The sequence below is a fragment of the Mesorhizobium sp. P2_E6 genome, assembly GCF_056403835.1.
The window spans coordinates 360,315-378,563 of sequence record NZ_JBFUEQ010000008.1 but is presented as its reverse complement, the minus strand read 5'-3'; the positions used below and the strand labels follow the sequence as shown (position 1 = coordinate 378,563).

Annotated in this window: 15 protein-coding genes; 8 read left to right on the top strand and 7 right to left on the bottom strand. The window is 58.6% G+C overall.

Annotation, left to right across the window (positions count from 1 at the left end):
- Positions 1-10 precede the first annotated feature (10 nt).
- The 3 genes from ydiK (at position 11) to AC1D08_RS22215 (ending at position 2,994) form a co-directional block, all read left to right on the top strand.
- Entirely contained in the window at positions 11-1,144 is a 1,134-nt protein-coding gene (ydiK, locus tag AC1D08_RS22225; RefSeq protein WP_477228310.1) for an AI-2E family transporter YdiK, read from the top strand.
- A 322-nt stretch (positions 1,145-1,466) separates the two neighbouring features.
- Positions 1,467-2,549 carry a cysteine peptidase family C39 domain-containing protein gene (locus AC1D08_RS22220; RefSeq protein ID WP_477424005.1) on the top strand — a complete coding sequence of 361 codons (1,083 nt, stop codon included), beginning with the start codon at positions 1,467-1,469 and terminating at the stop codon, positions 2,547-2,549.
- A gap of 163 nt (positions 2,550-2,712) precedes the next feature.
- Positions 2,713-2,994, top strand: coding sequence for a hypothetical protein (locus AC1D08_RS22215; RefSeq protein ID WP_477228308.1), 282 nt, complete (start codon positions 2,713-2,715; stop codon positions 2,992-2,994).
- An 83-nt stretch (positions 2,995-3,077) separates the two neighbouring features.
- Here the strand turns inward: AC1D08_RS22215 and AC1D08_RS22210 are convergent, their stop codons facing one another.
- From AC1D08_RS22210 to AC1D08_RS22200, 3 genes are all read right to left on the bottom strand, one after another.
- Positions 3,078-3,437 carry a response regulator transcription factor gene (locus AC1D08_RS22210; RefSeq protein ID WP_477424003.1) on the bottom strand — a complete coding sequence of 120 codons (360 nt, stop codon included), beginning with the start codon at positions 3,435-3,437 and terminating at the stop codon, positions 3,078-3,080.
- Between the two features lie 150 nt (positions 3,438-3,587).
- Positions 3,588-4,253: a response regulator transcription factor gene (locus tag AC1D08_RS22205; RefSeq protein WP_457155580.1), complete on the bottom strand. Its 666-nt coding sequence runs from the start codon at positions 4,251-4,253 to the stop codon at positions 3,588-3,590.
- Positions 4,250-4,411 carry a hypothetical protein gene (locus AC1D08_RS22200; RefSeq protein WP_457155581.1) on the bottom strand — a complete coding sequence of 54 codons (162 nt, stop codon included), beginning with the start codon at positions 4,409-4,411 and terminating at the stop codon, positions 4,250-4,252. The genes AC1D08_RS22205 and AC1D08_RS22200 overlap by 4 nt, the downstream gene beginning before the upstream one ends.
- Positions 4,412-4,649: 238 nt before the next feature.
- Between AC1D08_RS22200 and AC1D08_RS22195 the strand changes: the two genes are divergently transcribed.
- Positions 4,650-6,347, top strand: coding sequence for a tetratricopeptide repeat protein (locus AC1D08_RS22195; RefSeq protein ID WP_477228304.1), 1,698 nt, complete (start codon positions 4,650-4,652; stop codon positions 6,345-6,347).
- Positions 6,348-6,955: 608 nt separating this feature from the next.
- On the opposite strand, the gene AC1D08_RS22190 is transcribed toward AC1D08_RS22195, so the two are convergent.
- The 3 genes from AC1D08_RS22190 to cax all read right to left on the bottom strand — a co-directional run bounded on the left by AC1D08_RS22190 (position 6,956) and on the right by cax (position 9,896).
- Complete coding sequence (locus tag AC1D08_RS22190; protein ID WP_477228334.1) at positions 6,956-8,215, bottom strand: MFS transporter; 1,260 nt, start codon at positions 8,213-8,215, stop codon at positions 6,956-6,958.
- 172 nt (positions 8,216-8,387) lie between these two features.
- A complete protein-coding gene (locus AC1D08_RS22185) occupies positions 8,388-8,744 on the bottom strand; it encodes a potassium channel family protein (protein WP_095081969.1) in 357 nt (118 codons plus the stop codon).
- 57 nt (positions 8,745-8,801) lie between these two features.
- On the bottom strand, positions 8,802-9,896 hold the full coding sequence (gene cax / locus AC1D08_RS22180; RefSeq protein WP_477228303.1) for a calcium/proton exchanger: 1,095 nt from the start codon (positions 9,894-9,896) through the stop codon (positions 8,802-8,804).
- A gap of 567 nt (positions 9,897-10,463) precedes the next feature.
- Here cax and AC1D08_RS22175 point away from each other — a divergent pair.
- Positions 10,464-10,757, top strand: a complete 294-nt coding sequence (locus tag AC1D08_RS22175; RefSeq protein ID WP_457155595.1) for an HdeA/HdeB family chaperone — start codon at positions 10,464-10,466, stop codon at positions 10,755-10,757.
- A 571-nt stretch (positions 10,758-11,328) separates the two neighbouring features.
- Entirely contained in the window at positions 11,329-15,768 is a 4,440-nt protein-coding gene (locus tag AC1D08_RS22170; protein ID WP_477228302.1) for a GAF domain-containing protein, read from the top strand.
- A 142-nt stretch (positions 15,769-15,910) separates the two neighbouring features.
- Here the strand turns inward: AC1D08_RS22170 and AC1D08_RS22165 are convergent, their stop codons facing one another.
- Positions 15,911-16,099 (bottom strand): hypothetical protein, encoded by a 189-nt coding sequence (locus tag AC1D08_RS22165; protein WP_477424001.1) that lies wholly within the window; start codon positions 16,097-16,099, stop codon positions 15,911-15,913.
- On the opposite strand from AC1D08_RS22165, the gene AC1D08_RS22160 reads away from it, so the two are divergent.
- On the top strand, positions 16,098-16,346 hold the full coding sequence (locus tag AC1D08_RS22160) for an Hpt domain-containing protein (RefSeq protein WP_477423999.1): 249 nt from the start codon (positions 16,098-16,100) through the stop codon (positions 16,344-16,346). The genes AC1D08_RS22165 and AC1D08_RS22160 overlap by 2 nt on opposite strands.
- Complete coding sequence (locus tag AC1D08_RS22155) at positions 16,339-17,892, top strand: response regulator (protein WP_477418881.1); 1,554 nt, start codon at positions 16,339-16,341, stop codon at positions 17,890-17,892. The genes AC1D08_RS22160 and AC1D08_RS22155 overlap by 8 nt, the downstream gene beginning before the upstream one ends.
- Positions 17,893-18,249: the final 357 nt, after the last annotated feature.

The window sequence follows — 18,249 nt, the reverse complement described above, 5'->3', positions numbered from 1 at the left end:
GGCTCCAGTCATGCCGATCGGTGGTCCTCTCCTGGAATCGGACAACCCTACGCCGCTGCCCAGCGTTCCAGCGGTGACCTCGCGGCATCAGGACCTTGGGCGGATCACGTTGACCGTGCTGTTCATCGGCGGTCTGCTTGTTACCAGCATCTGGATCATGCGGCCGTTCCTGCCGGCGCTCCTTTGGGCTACGACGCTGGTTCTCGCGACCTGGCCATTGTTGCTTCGCGTACAGCACTACGCCGGCAACCGCCGTGGCATTGCGGTATTAGTGATGACCTTGGCGGTGCTGCTGGTTCTTATCGTGCCGCTTTGGGCGGCGGTGAGCACAGTCGTCACCAACATAGATGTAATCGGCGACATGGCGCGCACGCTGCTGTCCCTGCGGGTACCGCCCCCCCCGGATTGGCTGGCCGGAATTCCCGTGGTTGGGGCTCGGGCCGCCGAGGCATGGGGCAGGTTGTCTTCGGCTGGCCTGGATGAACTGGCACCCAAGCTTACTCCCTATGCTGGCGCGCTGACACAGTGGATCGCATCGGCTGCCGGAGGCCTCGGCAGCATGCTCCTGCAATTCCTGCTGACTGCCGCCATCGCGGCGGTAATGTACGCCAAGGGGGAACAGGCGGCGGCTGCGATGATACTCTTCGGCCGACGATTGGCCGGCGATCGTGGAGAGAAGGCCATTTATTTGGCGGGTCAGGCGATTCGCAGTGTGGCGCTGGGGGTAGTTGTGACGGCCTTGGCACAGAGCATCATAGCCGGCATCGGCCTGCGGCTGGTCGGCCTGCCATTCGCGGTGCTGCTCACAGCGCTGATGTTCGTGCTCTGCCTGATACAACTCGGTCCAGGCTTGGTGCTTATCCCGGCAGTAATCTGGATGTACTATTCAGGCAGCACCCTCGGCGCGACCGTTCTGCTGCTCTTCGCAATTGTCGCCATGACGATCGACCAGTTCATTCGACCGATCCTGATCCGGAGAGGGGCCGACTTGCCCTTGCTTCTGATCCTTGCCGGGGTGGTTGGCGGGCTGATTGCGTTCGGCATCCTCGGCATCTTCATAGGCCCTACCGTCCTAGCCGTGGCCTATACCCTGCTGAACGCCTGGATGCAGGAAGATCCGACGCCTGTCGTGGCGAGGCAGTGATACGCCGATAGCGCGGCGATGTAGCAAGAAGCGTCTTCGTCAACAACCTGCACGTCCGCGGGAGATCAGCGGATGGAAACGGGGGCCTGACGGGAGATGCCGGCAGCGAGCGGAGCCTCGACCGAGGAGGACAACATCTGAGCCGCCGAACGACGGCCAGCAGCTGTGCCTTGTGCTACCGTAACTTACCTTCTGCTTCTTGATCGTGGCGGGTGACACCGCGATCAATATAGCAGAGCAAACTGCAGGCTCTTTCAGCGCTCGGCTACAGCGCCCGCATAATCCGGCGACGGCCGCAGCCCACCCCACATGGGAACGGGTCATGTCGCATTTCCGCCTTTTGAAACAGACCCGACAGATGACCGAGTACTCCTGCGGCGCATCGGCCTTGCAGTCGGTGTTCAGCTATTGGGGCCAGGAGATGGAAGAGGAGGCTCTGATGAGGCTCCTCGGCACTAACCCCGAGGTTGGCACCTTTCCTCAAGATCTGGTTCGTGGTGCTCGTTCGCTGGGTTTCGATGCCGAGATGAAAGAGAACTCTAGTCTCGACGATCTGGAGCGGTTCACGTCCGCCGGTCATCCGGTGATCGCGTTGGGGCAGGTCTGGAGGAGCGAGAAGGACACGCCGGAATCGGCGGCCGACGAGTGGGATTGCGGGCACTACATTGTGGTTCTCTCGGTCGACGCCGACTACGTCTACTTCCAGGACCCGTACATACGGATGGGCAAGGGCTTCGTGCCCAGATCGGCATTCGACGAGCATTGGCATCAGATCATGGGAGGCATCGCGCATGCCAGGTCTGCCGAAATGCATCGCGTCGCAATATTCATAAAGGGAAACGAGTCGACGATACGCCCAGGCACCGATCAATTCGACTTGTCAAAGCTCGATTTGAGCCAGCTAGGTTCCATAGATCTGATAAGCATCCATTTCCCGCGATATCTGCTGCCGTTCGATTTCCTCGCTGAACTGAAACAGCTGTTCGAGGGCGGGTTGGTTCGCCCGGATGCATTCGCGATTACGAGAAAGGACAGCGAGGGCAGGATATCGGGAATGCAAGGTGGGCGCCTGGAGGACGGCGAGGACGTCGTCGAGGTCAATGCCTTGATCGCAGCGCTTGCAGCCCAAGCGCGCGGCGACACGGCAGAAATCCGGACGAGCGCAAAGGCGGCGGCGCGAGCGGCTGGTGCCGGTGACTTTGGTCTGTCTGCTGACGACCTTCGCCGGCGCGCGGAGCGACTGCGTCCTGGGCATTCCGAAGTCGTCGTTCTGTTGGAGAACCGTTGGGAGTCGCGGTTCTACGATGTGACGCGCCGTCACGGAGGCACGGTTGCCGAACAGAAGATGATCTCTGCCGCTGCCCTCGCGAAAATGGGCGGTTGGATTGTGCCATCAACCGCGTGATCCGGCGGCTCGGGCAGCGGTATTTCCGGTGAGCCGCCAGGAGTTTCGAAATGGAAGGCGCAACTGCCTCACGGCCGTTGCGCCGGCAACTGTAACTTACTTGTCGCCGCTGTGCATCCTGCAGGCGAAGGGGCAAACTAATGCGACTGTCTGCGAAGTACCAATGAAAGACCCGAGCAACAGGTCAATGCCGCTGACGGCCGCGATGGTCCGGTTCGTTGATGTGGCGGAGTTGATCAAGGCCCGCAGCATCTCGGACGAGGTCTTGCGGGATATGTGTGAAGACTACCGGCTGGCTCGCACGACGCTCACCAGACTGAAGAAAGCGAAGCCAAGGCGGCCGGCAGAGATTTCCGAATACACGACCCTGGTGTCCGAACTCGAAGACGAGATCATCCGCCGCTTGCTGGGTGACGAAGAACGGCCGACGGTTAACAAGGAGTAGCGGCGATGTCGGATGCCATACATCCTGGGGCGCGCCTCATCACATGCCTTCATTCATAACCGCGCTAGGGAGGCAAGCGTGGCTCAGCGAGGTTGCAGGGCGGCAGACAAGGCGTCCATCAATGTTTTTGCCGGACACGGCTTCTCGAGATAGGCTGCGCAGCCTGCAGCCATGGCGGCGTCTTGGGTCGCCTTATGCCCATTGCCGGTGATAAAGATGACCGGGACATCGGAACCTGATCTGCACTGCTGAAGCGCGAGTTCTATTCCCGAGATGCCGCTAAGATGGATGTCTAGGATGAGGCAGGCCGCATCGCGCAGGTCTGCATACGCTTGAAATTCCTCGGCGGAGGAATACCCGGTAACCTCGAAGCCCTTTGCTCTCAGCAGCCTCGCGATTCCCTTGAGAAAACCGGGATCGTCATCGACGACCAGTATGCGCATGGACCCTATTCATCCAGATTGGACATCCAGAGTAGCTGCTCAACTCGGTTGTCGGGGTTGATCTCGATCCAGAATAGCAAGGCGAACGCGATCGCTGCTATTGTCCAGTCGGACATGTTGGACGCAAATCTTACAGCAAATGCAAAAACGTCAGGCAGGCGACTTCGCGGACGAGCTCAGGTCGGCGTCGGCCTGCTCTGACAGAATTCCCAAGCGTTCGGCGAGCGAGACGAGGTCGGTAATCGTCCGGGCGCCCAGTTTTTCGAATATCCTGTGCCGATGTGCTTTTATCGTCCGTTCGGTAATGCCGAGAGCGTAAGCCGTTTGCTTGTTCATGCGCCCCCGCACGATGAAGTCGAACACCTGGCGCTCGCGCGGTGTCAACGTTTCCAGCAGTGCGTGCGCATCTCGCATCCGTTGCTGGTGCTTGGACTCTGTATCGTGCCGCGCGATTGCGCGTCCGATGCTTTCGAGCAAGGCCTGACCCGCCACCGGCTTGGTCAGAAAGTCCTCGGCGCCGGACTTGATCGCCGTGACCGTGGTCGGAATGTCGCCGTGACCCGTGAGGAAGACGATCGGGAACGGCGAACCAATCTCGACCAGTCGCCGCTGCAGGGCAGGCCCGCTCAAGCCGGGCAGGCTGACATCGAGGAGAATGCAGCCAACTTCCGCCCCGGCGCAAACCTGCGCCAGAAACTGGTCTGCGCTGGGGTATTCGGCAACCTCGTAGCCGTGCAGGCGCAGCAGCCGCGCGGTTGCATGACGGAACAGGCTATCGTCGTCTACAATATGAACTAGGCTGCCCATCGGATTCATATCGCACCGGCATTCGCGAGCAGCGTGATGTAGAACGCCGCGCCGCGATCCTGCTTAGTCAAGAGCGACAACCCCACAACCAGCGCCCAGCTCGCGTTCTCAGCATGAACTTGGTCGCTCAGGGCTTCATCGAAAGGTGCCCATGCCAAAATTGCCATTTGCCGTTATCTTAGGCAGAATTGCACTACCTAACTTTGTATTAACGTGAAAAGCATTCTTTCTTTTCGGCGGTGCGTTATCTGGTTGTAACTTGTCCCTAGGGACAATGTCTTGACGGCCACTGATCGCCGGTACAATTCCAATCTCCCCGCTCTAAGTTTAGAGCTTGCTCCCATTCGCGCGAATGTCAACGGTCGAGAGTCGATGAGCAGGTCTCTGCCTTCGTGGAGGGTCGAAATGATTGACGCGGACGAGATACGCTGCCTGACTACCCCTTCTCCCGCCGCTGCGTTGGACCGCTATGACGGCGCAGCGACTGCTGATCCTGCAACATCGCGCTCCGATGAAATCCACCGCGAGTTGGACCGCGTGGTGGATTCCGTTCGGTTCGACGCGTCAGAGCGCAATCGGCGGTTCCTTGCATATGTGGTCGAAGAAGCGCTGGCAGGCAGGGGAGGGCGCATCAAGGCATACAACATCGCGACCGAAGTGTTTGGCCGCGACGTCAACTTCGATCCCCAGCTTGATCCGGTGGTACGGATGGAAGCCCGCCGGTTGCGCAGATCGCTTGAGCGCTTCTATCTCACCTGCGGCGACAACAGCTCGATCAGGATTGCCATGCCGAAAGGCGGCTATGTGCCCGAGTTTCAGACTGCTGCCCTCTGGTCACCGTCAGCTGGTGACGCACAGGCGAATGCCCCCAGCGAACCGGCTGGAACGGAGCGCGCGTCGACGATCCTTGTGGCGCCATTTGATGCCGAAGGCGATCAATCTATGTTCCTGCATTTCAATCGCGGATTTGCCGAACAGGTCACAATCGGTCTAGCTCGTTTCCCCGAAATCGCCGTCTTTGAACGGCCTTCGGACGCGCATTACGCATCGGCGGCAGCCGGTGAGCAACGCCGCAATGCGAATGGGGAGTTTGTCCTGAGCGGCAGCACCGCACTCTTCGCCGGCTCTCTCAACGTGAAAGCCGTTCTAGTTCAAGCGCGGACCGGGCGGGTGCTCTGGGGGCAGAGCTTCGAACGAGACCTCCAATGCGGGAACGTGCTGAGCATCCGCGACGAGGTGGCGAATTCGCTCGTGCGCGCGTTGGCACAACCCTACGGCGTCATCAGCAGCATAGCCAATGCCGCTGCCCAAGCGAAGGAACCGCGGTCCCTAAGTCCTGTCGAGTGCGTCATCAGGTTTTACGAGTACAAGCGGACCTACCGGAGGGACCTCTTTTCAGGTGTGCGTCAGTGTCTCGAACGAACCGCAATCACCAACCCGGATTATGCCGAGGCGTTCGCCTGCCTGTCTCAACTGTACACCGATGGGCATCGGTTTGGGTTCGCACCCACGGAGTCCCCCTCTGGACTGCGCCGGCAGGCCATAGAGCTTGCGGATAGGGCGGTCCAACTGGCTCCCGATTCCAGCCGCGGCCATCATGCTCGGGGACTGGCTTATTGGTTTGCTCAGGACGTGCCCGCCAGCCTGAAGGCCATGCAGATGGCCCTCGCCTTCAACCCCAACGCGACAGACATCATGACCGATCTGGGTCTGATCTGGTCCTTGCTGGGTGAATGGGGCAAAGGAGTTCCACTGCTCGAGAAGGCCTCCGCACAACAACTGTCGCGGCTCGGCGCCAACTGCGTGGGATTGTCCCTCTATCATTTCGTGAACGGACGCTACGAAGAGGCGCTGGCCGAAGCGCGTGATGTGGACATGCCGGACGTGACGCATGGCTTTGTGGCCCGAGCGATCTCCCTCGTTCGCCTAGGGCGGAAGGAAGAGGCCGCCCGGGCTGTCCAGAGGATTGTTGAACTCGCTCCTTGTCGCGGCGGCGGCATTCTGGCCGACTTGGCCGGCGTCAACGCCAATCCCGACCTGGCCGACAAGGTCTTGGCAGCATTGCGAGAAGCCGGGCTTTCGACGGAGGTCACACGCCACTGAACCGTGTGACGAGGGCGCGGATCGGCGGCATTCGAACGACATCCTTGCGGCTCGGAGTTCGTCGCCGTCGCGGCGATGAGTTCTTCCTCCTGTCCTTACCCGCTCGCTGGTGGCACATCCACTGCACCTTCGCGACCAGCGCGCCGAACTGGCCCGATGCCGATGGCGCCGATTGCCAGCATCTTATCGGCCACCAATGTCACTTGCTCGGAAACGACAAGGAGGCCCCACGGCTGCCATAGCGAGTCCGGCCGACACGTCGCTACGCAACCAGCCCAGTCGATAGCCTGAGAGGCTCGTAAACACCGGCAACCGAGGAGCCGCAAGAGTCCAGCCAACAATCTCGCGCTCGCGCGGGCTGGCGGTCGCGCCTATCCCGCTATCGCCGGACTGCCCCCCGAGACCGGCATCTATGCCAGCATCGCCCCACTGATCGCCTACGCCGTGTTGTCATCGCCCGATGACAGGAGGTCGAGGGTGCCGTACGCAAGCAAGGCCGCCACCACATCTGGTGCCTGAAGGAGGCGGACAGCCAGTCTGATCGTAGTCCGCGAAACGGGCTCAGTGCGTCTGCTCGACCCGAACTATGCTGCCGCGCATGCTTTGTTTCACTCTGCGGCCGGGACGGTGCGTGGATCGAGCCGCAGCGACTCGGGCGTGACAGCCCGTTCGGCCGGCAGTGTCCTGAACGCCCCCTTTGCAGCCTGCGATACCGGAGCGCGGCGGCTGATACGCAGGAGAGCATATGCGGCGAGCACTGCGTGAGGGAGGGCCGTTGCGAGGAACAGGCTCTCCGGTCGCATCTTGGTCATCACCGCGGCTCCCAGCATCGGCCCGACAATTGTGCCGAACCCATAGAATAACAGCAGACCGCTCGACACCTTGACGAACTCGTCCGGGCGGGCGTGGTCGTTTGCATGCGCCACTGCGACCGAATAGAGGGTGTAGGCCAGGCCCCCGTAGGCTGCGGTGGTGACAATCACGAGTGCCGCCGATCGTGGCTGGAGTACGAAGATGAGAAGTCCGAATGCGGCCGCTCCGACCGCCGCGCCCGCCAGCACAAAGCGGCGGTCGGTGATGTCGGACAGCCGACCCGCGGGAAACTGGAGAGCGGCACCGGCGAGCACAACTACGCTTGCCATCAGTGCAATACCCGCGTTGCCAATTCCGATGCGGGCACCATAGACGGCTCCGAGCGTCCCCCAGGCTCCGTTGGCAATACCTGTCATGAGGCAGCCGACCAGAGCGATCGGGGAAGTAGCATAAAGACCTTTCAGATCGAGAGTGACATCCTCAAGCGGTTGCGGTGTCACTGCCGATGATACCGCCGTCGGGATCAACGCGAGGCAGAAGAAGATCCCCGCGACCATGAACAATGACGCGTCCCCGATGTTGCCTATGGCGACAATCATCTGGCCGGCCATGATCGAGACATAGGACACGATCATATAGAGGCCGAAGACGCGGCCGCGGTTGTCATTGGTCGCCTTCTCGTTCAACCAACTCTCGATGACCATATAGGCGCCGGCCATGGCGAAGCCTGTGAAGGCGCGCAGAGCGATCCACACATACTGCTCGATTATCAAACCCGTCAGCAGCGCGATGATTGCACCAGCCGCTGCAAAGGTGCCGAACGCACGGACGTGCCCGATCCGACGGACAAGCCTAGGTGCGAAGATGCAGCCGGCGACGAAGCCGCCCGCCCAGGCAGTTCCGAGCAGGCCAAGCGACGCTGTCGAAAAGCCCTCCGCCTGCCCACGCAACGGCAAGAGCAAGCCATGCAACCCTGTCGCTGCAAGCAGGAATCCAGTGCCGCGAAGAAGCGACAGGATCGGGCGGTAGCCGATAGGTAAGAGGTAACCCAGCATCTTCCGATCGGGCTCAACAGACTTGGCACCCACACTAACTGGCCGCCGGCCGCCCAAAGTCAACACATGAGCTATACATAAGTGCGCAAAGAGGGCACGTTATTGTCTTATGAGAAGCACGCAGCCTGAACCTCGCGCCACCTCAAGGGCATGGTTTTGAGGTATGGCTGGGCTAATCCGATCCTGAGCTATCGCGGTCCGTCACCCTCAGAGCCTGCACGCTGACAGCCGCAACGAGCCCAGTCAGCACAATCCCTGCGAAACCGATCACCAATGACAGCAACCGCGCCGAAACATGTTTGGGCGTAAAGTCGCCATAGCCGATAGTGAGCCCTGTCACGAAGGTGAAGTAGAGGGCCTCGTCGATCCGCCAACTCTCTATGCGCCAGATCATAAGCCCGGACCCAACCATGACCAGGAGAATCCCCGACAGGATGGGCCAGACCACACGAAGTTGCTGGACGAGCGCCAAGAAGAACAGACGCCTCATTTGCCTTGCTTGCGGCTTGTCGCGTGTCTTTGCCGACATGATCTCCGACCTTTCTGCTGTTCACGGTCAGGAACGCCGCCGATGGTCACGTTGACTTCACGGTATAGCCGGCGGCAGGATGTACAGCGTCATGGCGAAGATTATGTATACCATCAACACGAGGACGCCGACGAACCATGCCGACCGTCCGCTGTTCGTGACGAACATCGCGGTTAGGGTCGCGATTAGCACCATCACCACGGCACCCGGCCAGAACTGCAGGTCCATCGGCGACGGGCCGACCAGGTAACTCAGCAGCACCAGTACGGGTGCAACGAACAAAGCGATCTGGGAAGCGCTTCCCAGCGCGATCCCCACGCTCAAGTCGAGCCGGTTCTTGCGCGCGCCGGAAAACGCCGAGGCCATTTCGGCGGCGCCACCAACCAGTGCGACGACGATAAAGCCGACAAAAGCAGGGGTCATCCCCAAAGCTTCGGCTGCCTTTTGAACTGACTCGACGAAGATCTCGCTGACCAGGGCCACGAGTACTGTGACACCGACCAGCGTGGCCAGGGCCAGTCTAATCGGCCACGGTGCTTCACCTGCTTCGGCATGCTCCGCCGCGGCAAAGACCTCACGATGTGTACGGAGCGAGAACAACAGGCCTAGTCCATATCCGACGATCAGCAGAACGGCCAGGCCAAGGCTGAGCTTTTGGGTGACCGCTGCAGTTGAGGTCGAGTCCACTTCTGCGACAGCCGAAGGCATGAGGAGGGCGATTGTTGCCAAGAAAAGCAGACCCGACTGAAGACGCGCGCTGGCTCTATTGAATTCCTGGAAATGGTATCTGAGTCCGCCGAGCAGAAACGAGGCCCCCAGCATGAACAGCGTGTTGGTGACGATCGCGCCGGCAATGGATGCCTTTACCAACGTGTACTCTCCGGCGCGCAGGGCGGCCAGTGCGATGACCAGCTCGGTCAGATTTCCCAAGGTGGCATTGAGTAGCCCACCGGCGGCATCACCTGTCTCGGCGGCTACGGATTCGGTAGCGTGACTGAGCAACCCCGCCAGCGGTACGATGGCAAGCACCGACAAGACAAAGAGCGCCGTGTGGGCTTCGGGAGTGAACTTCGCGGCGGCGAACACCACCGGCACAGCGACCAGCAACCAAAGCATGGGGCTTTGGCGAATCTCCGTCAGAAGGGGGCTCAACTGTTCACTCCTGTTCGGTCGCCCAGACGGATCGGTGTTTGCCCTGACAATGCACCTGGCTACGGGTAGCGATTATAAGATCCGCCGGCGGATAACCGAAACTCACACCATAGCCGCATTTGACGCCCTCAATGATACCAGCGCTCGACGAGATAGCAAAGCGTCGTGCGCGATCTTGTTCGGCCGCCCGGCATGGCGGGCTCAGGTTTTGGCCATACGACCTGCAGATATTGCTCCGGCGGGCAGCTCTGCTGCTGCGAAACGTAGAAGGCATAGACCTCGATCCGGATGTGGCCGAATCGATCGGCTTGGTTGCTGGCGAACTGAACCTGCCACGGTCAGAAGTGCTACAGACCATCCTGCGCGACTGGTTGATCACTGGTGGCCGGCTACCAGTCGATACGATCGACCTGAAACCGCGCTTGAAAGTGTTCCGAGTGCGTATGCAAGGCATCGGGCTGACCTATCGCCGAAGAGCAACGGGGCGTGAATGTCATACTTCCAACAGAATACTACTGTTTCTTGGTAGCCAGCCAAAGGTGGGGCTTTTGGGAGGAGACTCTGACCATGAAACGCTATTTTCCGATTGCACTCGCAGTTGCGATTATCGGTTTGACCGGCCACGCAATGGCGGAGGAAGTGGACATGTCGAAGCTCACCTGCAAGGAGGTGACTGCTATGCGGCCCGCCAAGATTGCTCGCGTTGCCATGTGGGTGAACGGCTATGTCCATGGCAAAGCTGGCAACGCCAAAATCGACACTGACAAGACAGATGCCAATGCAGAGAAGATCGCTGCTTATTGCAAGAAGCACCCCGACGCCACGGTGGCGAGCGCGTTAGAGGCGGTCGCCAAGATGTAGCAGAAGATTAAATGAAGCCTAGCCGACGGGCGCCTGGACTCGACGGCCCGGTTAACCGGTGTCGGACCGGACCCTGTTCAGGAAACGCACTGGCGGGCTTCCCTGTGACGACCCGGCTACTCGCGCCCTTATGCCTTGATGGGACTTAAGCCACTGATTGAATTTGCTGAAATGTGGTAGAGGGACACGAACCCAGAACCAACCTTCTCTGCATGATCAACATCCGCTTTGCGCCGCAAATCGGACGCAGAGACGACTTTTGTCGATTCCCGAAAGCAGTCATCGTCGACGACCAAGTTGAAGTGCCCCAGGACCAGATATTGGCAGCTTCGATGCGTAGGTCGATGCGCAGGTAATCCTCATCCGGCTGGAAGCTATCTTGTAGCGGAACAGGCATTATCGGCGCGGCTCAACTGTTATGGCCGCTGTGCTCTTTAGGCAGATCATTGGGGGGCAGAACGCAAGGCACTGTCAATCGGGCGATTGGCGTGTAACAGTATCTGCTAATATCCTTCAGGCGGTAAGCAAGGCTCCCCTCAAACGGCGGGATGTCTGTTGGGGAAGAGGCCGAATGCCAAGCTTAGTCGAAATGGACCTCGTGAGCCGTCTAGGGGACGCCAACCGCAAAATAGTCGAACTGGAAATCGCAAAGGCCACTGCAGCGACTGAACTTGATAAACTTTTAGCCGAAAACCAGCGCCTACTCAGAATAGGTGAGGAGCGCACAAAGGAACTCGCAATCCTCGGTAGTGTCGGCGAAGCAATGTCGAAGACATTGACGGCAAAGACGGTGACTCGTATTGTCGGTGATAAGGTGCGAGAAATATTCGGAACCGACGTCACTGAAATCCTATTGCACGATGAAGCCTCTGGTTTGATCAGTGTCCCCTATTCGTTTTATCGAGACTATGTGGAGGTCGAACCGTTCCCTTTGGGTGCAGGATTGACTTCCCAAATTATCCTCTCGGGTAAACCGAAGATTCTCAACACCTTCGAGCAAGCGGTTGAACTGGGTGTCATTGTCCTCACCGAAGATGAGCGGTCCGAATCCTACATCGGCGTGCCGATCATCGCCGGAGACAAAACTCTGGGCGTTGTGAGCGTGCAGAGCTACAAAAAAAACGCGTTCAACGAAGATCATGTCCGTCTGTTGCAGGGGCTCTCATCGAGCATGGGCGTGGCCATCGCCAATGCTCGTCTTTTCGATGAGACGCAGCGCCTGCTGAAAGTTTCGGAGGAGCGCGCAAAAGAACTCGCGATCCTAAACAGCGTCGGCGAAGCAATGGCCAAGACGCTGAACGTCAAGACCGTCACTCGCATCGTCGGCGATAAGGTCCGCGAAATATTCGGAACGGACGTTACTGAAATCTTGTTGCGTAGTGATAGGTCTGACCTGATCACCGTACCCTATGCATTTTACAAGGGCTATCAGGATCCCGAGCCATTTGCGATGGGCGAAGGGCTTACGTCAAAGGTCATATCGTCAGGCAAACCATTGGTATTGGGTACGACTGAGCAACACGTTGCTCTGGGCGCGCTCATACCTACCGAGGAGGACAGGACCGAATCCTACCTGGGCGTGCCGATCATCGCCGGTGACAGAATTCTGGGTGTAGTCAGCGTGCAGAGCTACGAGAAGAATGTCTTCAATGAAGATCATGTGCGTCTGTTGCAGGGGCTGTCATCCAGCATGGGCATCGCCATCGCCAACGCCCACCTGTTCGATGAGACCCAGCGCCTGTTGAAAATGATGGAGGCCCGCAACGCTGAACTGGCCTTCGTGAATGGCGTTCAGGAGGTGCTCGTCTCCAATGTGCAAATGCAGGCGATATATGACCAGATCGGCGATAAGATCCATGAGATATTCGACGCCCAGGTGGTGGATATCGGACTTTTCAACCCGGACGACAACCTCCTGCATTTCCCCTACGCGATCGAGCGGAACGTTCGCTTCCCCGATGAGCCGATCCCGCTCGTTGGCTTTCGCAAGCATGTCTTAGAGACGGGGCAGCCATTGCTGCTCAATGAGGGGATCATCGCCGCGACCGAGAAATACGGCAACCCGAGCGTGGCGCAGGGAAAGGCGCCGAAGTCGATCCTGTTCGTACCGATGATCATCGAAGGACAGGCCAAGGGCGTCATCTCGCTGCAAAACCTTGATCGTGAGCACGCCTTCAATGAATCGGACGTGAACCTGCTCACGACGATCGGCAATGCGACGTCAATTGCAATTGAAAAGGCGAGGCTCTTCACCGAGACGCGGCGCTTGCTGAAAGTAACAGAGGACCGCGCAGCAGAACTAGCCATTCTCAATAACGTCGGCGAGGCCATGACGCAGTCGCTGGATCTGGACACGGTCATTCGCCTCGTAGGCGACAAGGTGCGGGAGGCCTTCGGCACCGAGGTCAGCGAAATCTTGTTGCACGACAGCGAATCCGGCCTGATCCATGTCCCTTATGCGTACTTCAGGCAATATAGAGTAATTGATCCATTTCCATTCGGCATCGGTGTAGCGTCCAAAATTATAGAAACAGGGCGGCCGTTGGTCTTTCAGACCCTCGCGAAAGGAAGAGAGATTGGCGCGTACTTTCCAAACGAAGGAGACAGGACTGCATCTTACATAGGTGTACCCATCAAGTCTGGCGAAAAAACGCTGGGGGTTATCAGTGTACAGAGCTACCTGGAGAATGCGTTTGACGAAAATGACGTACGCCTTCTGCAGACGGTCGCCTCCAACATGGGGGTCGCCATTGCCAATGCCCGCCTATTTAACGAAACACAGCGCCTGCTACGAGTGACCGAGGCCCGCGCCGCCGAGCTTGGTGCTATCAGCACGGTCAGCCAGGCGCTGATTGCGGAATCCGAACTCGAAAGCACGATCCAGCTGATCGGCGACCAGATGCAGGAAATCTTCGATGCAGATATCGTCTATGTCGCTCTGCTCGACCCGGAAACCAAGCTAATCCATTTCCCCTATCAGTTTGGCGAGGCCTTCAATACGCTAACCCTCGGTGAAGGGCTGACAAGCAAGATCATAGAAACTGGCCACCCGCTGCTTATCAATCAGGATGTTGCAGAACGCGGTGCTCAGATCGGGGCCACCCCCGTCGGCAAGGATGCCTTGTCCTATCTGGGAGTTCCGATCAAGACGGCGCAAGGCACGCTAGGAGTGATCAGCGTGCAGAGCACTACCCGGGAGGGCATATTTACCGACGACTCGCTCCGCTTGCTTTCCACCATTGCCGCCAATGCCGGTGCTGCCCTGCATAACGCGCAGCTATTTACTGAGCTCAAACAGCTATCCCTTGCGCTGCAGCAAGCAAAGGAGGCGGCCGAGGCGGCAAATGAGGCGAAGAGTTCTTTTCTGGCGACCATGAGCCACGAAATCCGCACACCAATGAACGGCGTGATCGGAATGAGCAACTTGCTGCTCGGTACAAACCTTGACCCCGAACAACGCGAGATCAGCGAGACGATCAGCCACAGCGGGGAGGCGCTGCTAACGATCATCAATGATATACTTGATTTTTCCAAAGTTGAGGCTGGCAAGCTGGAGCTCGATCCAAGGCCCTTCGAACTGCGGGAATGCCTTGAGAGCGCGATTGACCTCGTAGCCTCCAAGACCGCGGAGAAGGGGCTCGACCTTGCCTACCTGGTGGAGCCCGGTACTCCCGACGGGATTGTCGCAGACAGCACGAGGCTGCGACAGATCTTGCTTAACATCCTCAACAATGCCGTGAAATTCACCGAACGAGGTGAAATCGTACTATCGGTGATGAAAGTTCCGCACGCAACTGAGGGTGCGGGCGCAGCCCACAGCGGAAGCGCGGAGGGGTTGTCCACCCTGCAGTTTTCAGTACGCGATACCGGCATCGGTATTCCCGAGGACCGATTGGATCGCTTGTTCAAGTCATTCAGCCAGGTAGATGCCTCGACGACGCGGCGCTACGGCGGGACGGGGCTAGGGTTGGCGATTAGCAAACGCCTGGCAGAACTGATGGGTGGGCAAGTATGGGTGGAAAGTGTTGAAGGGGCGGGTACAACATTCTTCTTCACGATCCGCGCCGCCGCTGCGCCCGCTCCTAGGCAGGCGCAAATGTCCGTGGCCAAAGTTGAACTCGCGGGCAAACGGTTGCTGATCGTGGACGACAACGCAACCAACCGGCGAATCCTATCTCTGCAGGCCCAATCCTGGGCCATGGTGCCACATACAACCGAATCGCCGCTTAACGCATTCGACAGGATTGCAAGCGGCCAACATTATGACGCCGTCGTGCTCGACATGAACATGCCAGAGATGGACGGTATTGAACTGGCCAAACGATTACGTGGGCTTGGTCAAAGCGGTGATCTGCCATTGATATTGTTGAGTTCCCTCGTACCCCTTGATGAGAGGAACAAGGCGGACATCGAAAGCATCAAATTCGCGGCCATGCTTCCCAAGCCGATCAAGCCCTCGCCACTCCTCAATGCTTTCATGTCAGTCTTTGCGGAGGCTCCTGTGCGACCCGCCCGGACCGATCAGCCGAAGGGACCGGCCCTAGATAGTTCGATGGCGGAAAAGTTTCCGCTTCGCATACTGCTTGTCGATGACAACAACACCAATAGAAAGCTTGGCTTCAAAGTGTTGGAGCGCCTTGGTTACCGACCGGACCTGGCAATCGACGGCCGGTCGGCGGTATCCACATACACGCAAGGCAGCCACGACGTCATTTTGATGGATATCGAAATGCCGGACATGGACGGTCTTGCGGCGACAAGATTGATCCGGGCGTCTGGTATCCAGGATGCGCGTCAGCCGTTTATCGTGGCCCTCACCGCCAACGCCATGGCCGGCGATAGGGAAAGGTATCTGGACGCCGGCATGGACGACTATCTCAGCAAGCCGCTACGCGTCGAGGACCTCATCGCCTCGTTGAACAAGGCGGTAGTGTCTGGTGGGCGCAGACCCGCTGGCGCAGCAAAGGATTTCGCGGTGCCCGGCACACCAAGCGGTGAAGAGGCAAATTAGGCGGCTGGCGCAACAACCCCAGGCTCCGTGGCGGCATTGTTTTCGAATTATGAGCTATCACTAAATTAGAATTGCTGCGACATTTAGCTTCTTGAGCACTAGGGGACATTGATAATCTCGGGAAACGGTTCGATTTTCGATATCACTTCAATAACAAACGGGAAAAGTTCGCGGTCACGGGCTGAGGAGCCAGGAGATAGCGGCGCATTTGGGGGTCGTTTTGGCTATCGAAAGAGAGGCGCTTGCAAAGCTTCGCGAGCTTGTAGGTGGCGAGGAAGCCGATCTGGTAGAACTTGGTGGAGTCCTTCCTCGAAGAAGGGCCTTCCATCATGCAAGACCTGCAGGCTTCTGTTGCGGCCTCGGATTTGGCTGCCACCCGCAGGGCCGCGCATTCTCTCAAATCCAATGCCAGGGACATGGGGGCTATCGACCTCGCCGAAATCTGCGCTCGACTGGAGCGGCGCTGCGAAAGTCGGGAACAGCCGGATTTGCAGCAGATCGACAGCGCGCAGGACGCCTTCGACTTGGCTGTCACGGAGCTTCGAGAGATTTTCGGTCTGGGAGGACGTCGTGCGTAACCCTGGCAAGATCCTCATAGTAGACGACTCCCGGACCATAAGAATCAAGCTCAAGAAGTCGGTCGAAGCACTCGGACATCAAGCCGAGGCGGTTGAGAGTGGCCGCGAGGCTCTCGACCGGCTTGCTGGCGAAAGCTTCGATCTCATTCTTCTCGACATTATCATGCCCGTGATGGACGGCTTCGAGGTGCTCAAGAGCCTCAAGGCGTCGTCCAGGACGCGGGATGTGCCGGTCATCGTGATCTCAGCGCTCGATGATGAGATGAGCAGCGTCGTCAAGGCGATTGAGCTTGGTGCCGAGGACTTTCTGCCCAAGAACTTTGAACTCGCTCTCCTCAAGGCACGCGTTGCGACCTGCATTGAGAAGAAAAGACTCCGCGACGTTGAGACGGAATATCTGCGGCAGGTGGCCAAGCTGACCAGGGCGGCCGCTACCCTGGAGACAGGGCGGTTCAACCCTTCGAAGCTCGGCATCCGCGATGTGGCAGGCCGTCCAGATGGTCTCGGCAAGCTCGCCACGGTGTTCGCGACAATGGCCCAGAAGGTCTACGAGCGCGAACGAAAGATGCGGCAGAACATCCGCACTTTTCGTGGCGCTTTACTGCTGCTGGCATGTGGCGGGTTATGGGGCGTGGTTGTGCCACTTTCCAAGATGGCTTCGCTGGTCGAGGCTCATCCGGTCGGACTGGCAATCCTTATTGACATTATTGGAGCTGTGTTCTGCATCGGGATAAGCCTGAAGCGTAAAACAATGCCGAATCTCAAGGGTCTCACGCGGGCGGAGTGGAAGTTCATCCTTGGTTTTGCGTTTATCAGCTCCGTGATCAACCAGGTCCTTGTGTATTGGGTGGCAAGCAAGCTTCCAGCTTCTATCGTCTCCATTGTCATCGTACTCGAGGGATTTGCAGTCTTTTTGTTCGCCGCCCTGATGCGGACCGAAGCGCCGAATTTGAAGCGTTTTTTAGGGCTTGGTTTGGGTCTCGTCGGCATCTGCATCATACTTCTCTACGGAGAGCCCGGGGAAATGGCCACCAGTTGGCTGTGGCTGGTCATTGCCCTTGTAATCCCCGTCACTTACGCGACCGAGGATATCTACCTCTCGGAGTCCAAACCCGCCAATATCGATAACGTCGCGCTTTTCGGCATCACGCTCGTTGTCTCGGTTTTGATGCTGATTCCAATTGCCGTCTTTTATCAGGACTTCATACCGTTCGATCTCTTGACCGGTCGGCTTGGCGTCATCGTCGTGCTGATGGCTGCCGCCGGCAATTTGGCGATGCTGCTCTTCATCCTGTTGATCTCCAGCACCGGTGCCGTCTTTGCCAGCCAAAACGCCTACGCGGGGACAGCAGCCGGCATAGGCTGGAGTATGCTTTTGCTTGGAGAGGCCATACCAGCTGTGACATGGGCCTCTCTGGCACTGGTCGTCGTTGGTCTCCTGATGGTCGAGCCCAAGCAGGAGGCTGAGGAGGAACCCCCGCTGATTGACGACTCGCTGGAGGAATTTGTCCCGCGGCTCGATCTGATGCCGGCACCGACGGAATGAAAGATCGGACTACGATCTCGACCGCGGCCGACACGGCTCGTTCCGGGTGGCGCGAGTTCTTCCATGGTAAAAGTCGGGAAGGCTTGGCTATCGGTCGTCATTCGAAGGCCTCTTGCAGGGCTTTACGCGTCCATCTCCAATGGCTCGTGCCTTGGCTCATCGTGCCAGATGACTCGCCTCAAATCGCGCCGGTTGACCGTCTGTCCACATACCGGGCACATGTGAAAGGGGTCAATATCATCCTTTGGCTGATCGCCGTGGCGTCGGCCGACGATGGGCGGCCCGAGTTCCGAGAGCTTCGTCATGGACGCTCGAACCACCGAGCACGGTAAAGGTTCCGGAACTATTTTAGCCAAA

Bases quoted from the DNA above. Each gene is read 5' to 3' on its own strand.
- AC1D08_RS22215 (WP_477228308.1), top strand. From the start codon at position 2,713: ATGAAAGACCCGAGCAACAGGTCAATGCCGCTGACGGCCGCGATGGTC.
- AC1D08_RS22160 (WP_477423999.1), top strand. From the start codon at position 16,098: ATGCAAGACCTGCAGGCTTCTGTTGCGGCCTCGGATTTGGCTGCCACC.
- AC1D08_RS22205 (WP_457155580.1), bottom strand. From the start codon at position 4,253: ATGAATCCGATGGGCAGCCTAGTTCATATTGTAGACGACGATAGCCTG.
- AC1D08_RS22175 (WP_457155595.1), top strand. From the start codon at position 10,464: ATGAAACGCTATTTTCCGATTGCACTCGCAGTTGCGATTATCGGTTTG.
- AC1D08_RS22195 (WP_477228304.1), top strand. From the start codon at position 4,650: ATGATTGACGCGGACGAGATACGCTGCCTGACTACCCCTTCTCCCGCC.
- AC1D08_RS22200 (WP_457155581.1), bottom strand. From the start codon at position 4,411: ATGGCAATTTTGGCATGGGCACCTTTCGATGAAGCCCTGAGCGACCAA.
- AC1D08_RS22170 (WP_477228302.1), top strand. From the start codon at position 11,329: ATGCCAAGCTTAGTCGAAATGGACCTCGTGAGCCGTCTAGGGGACGCC.
- AC1D08_RS22220 (WP_477424005.1), top strand. From the start codon at position 1,467: ATGTCGCATTTCCGCCTTTTGAAACAGACCCGACAGATGACCGAGTAC.
- ydiK (WP_477228310.1), top strand. From the start codon at position 11: ATGCCGATCGGTGGTCCTCTCCTGGAATCGGACAACCCTACGCCGCTG.
- AC1D08_RS22185 (WP_095081969.1), bottom strand. From the start codon at position 8,744: ATGTCGGCAAAGACACGCGACAAGCCGCAAGCAAGGCAAATGAGGCGT.
- AC1D08_RS22210 (WP_477424003.1), bottom strand. From the start codon at position 3,437: ATGCGCATACTGGTCGTCGATGACGATCCCGGTTTTCTCAAGGGAATC.
- AC1D08_RS22190 (WP_477228334.1), bottom strand. From the start codon at position 8,215: ATGCTGGGTTACCTCTTACCTATCGGCTACCGCCCGATCCTGTCGCTT.
- AC1D08_RS22165 (WP_477424001.1), bottom strand. From the start codon at position 16,099: ATGATGGAAGGCCCTTCTTCGAGGAAGGACTCCACCAAGTTCTACCAG.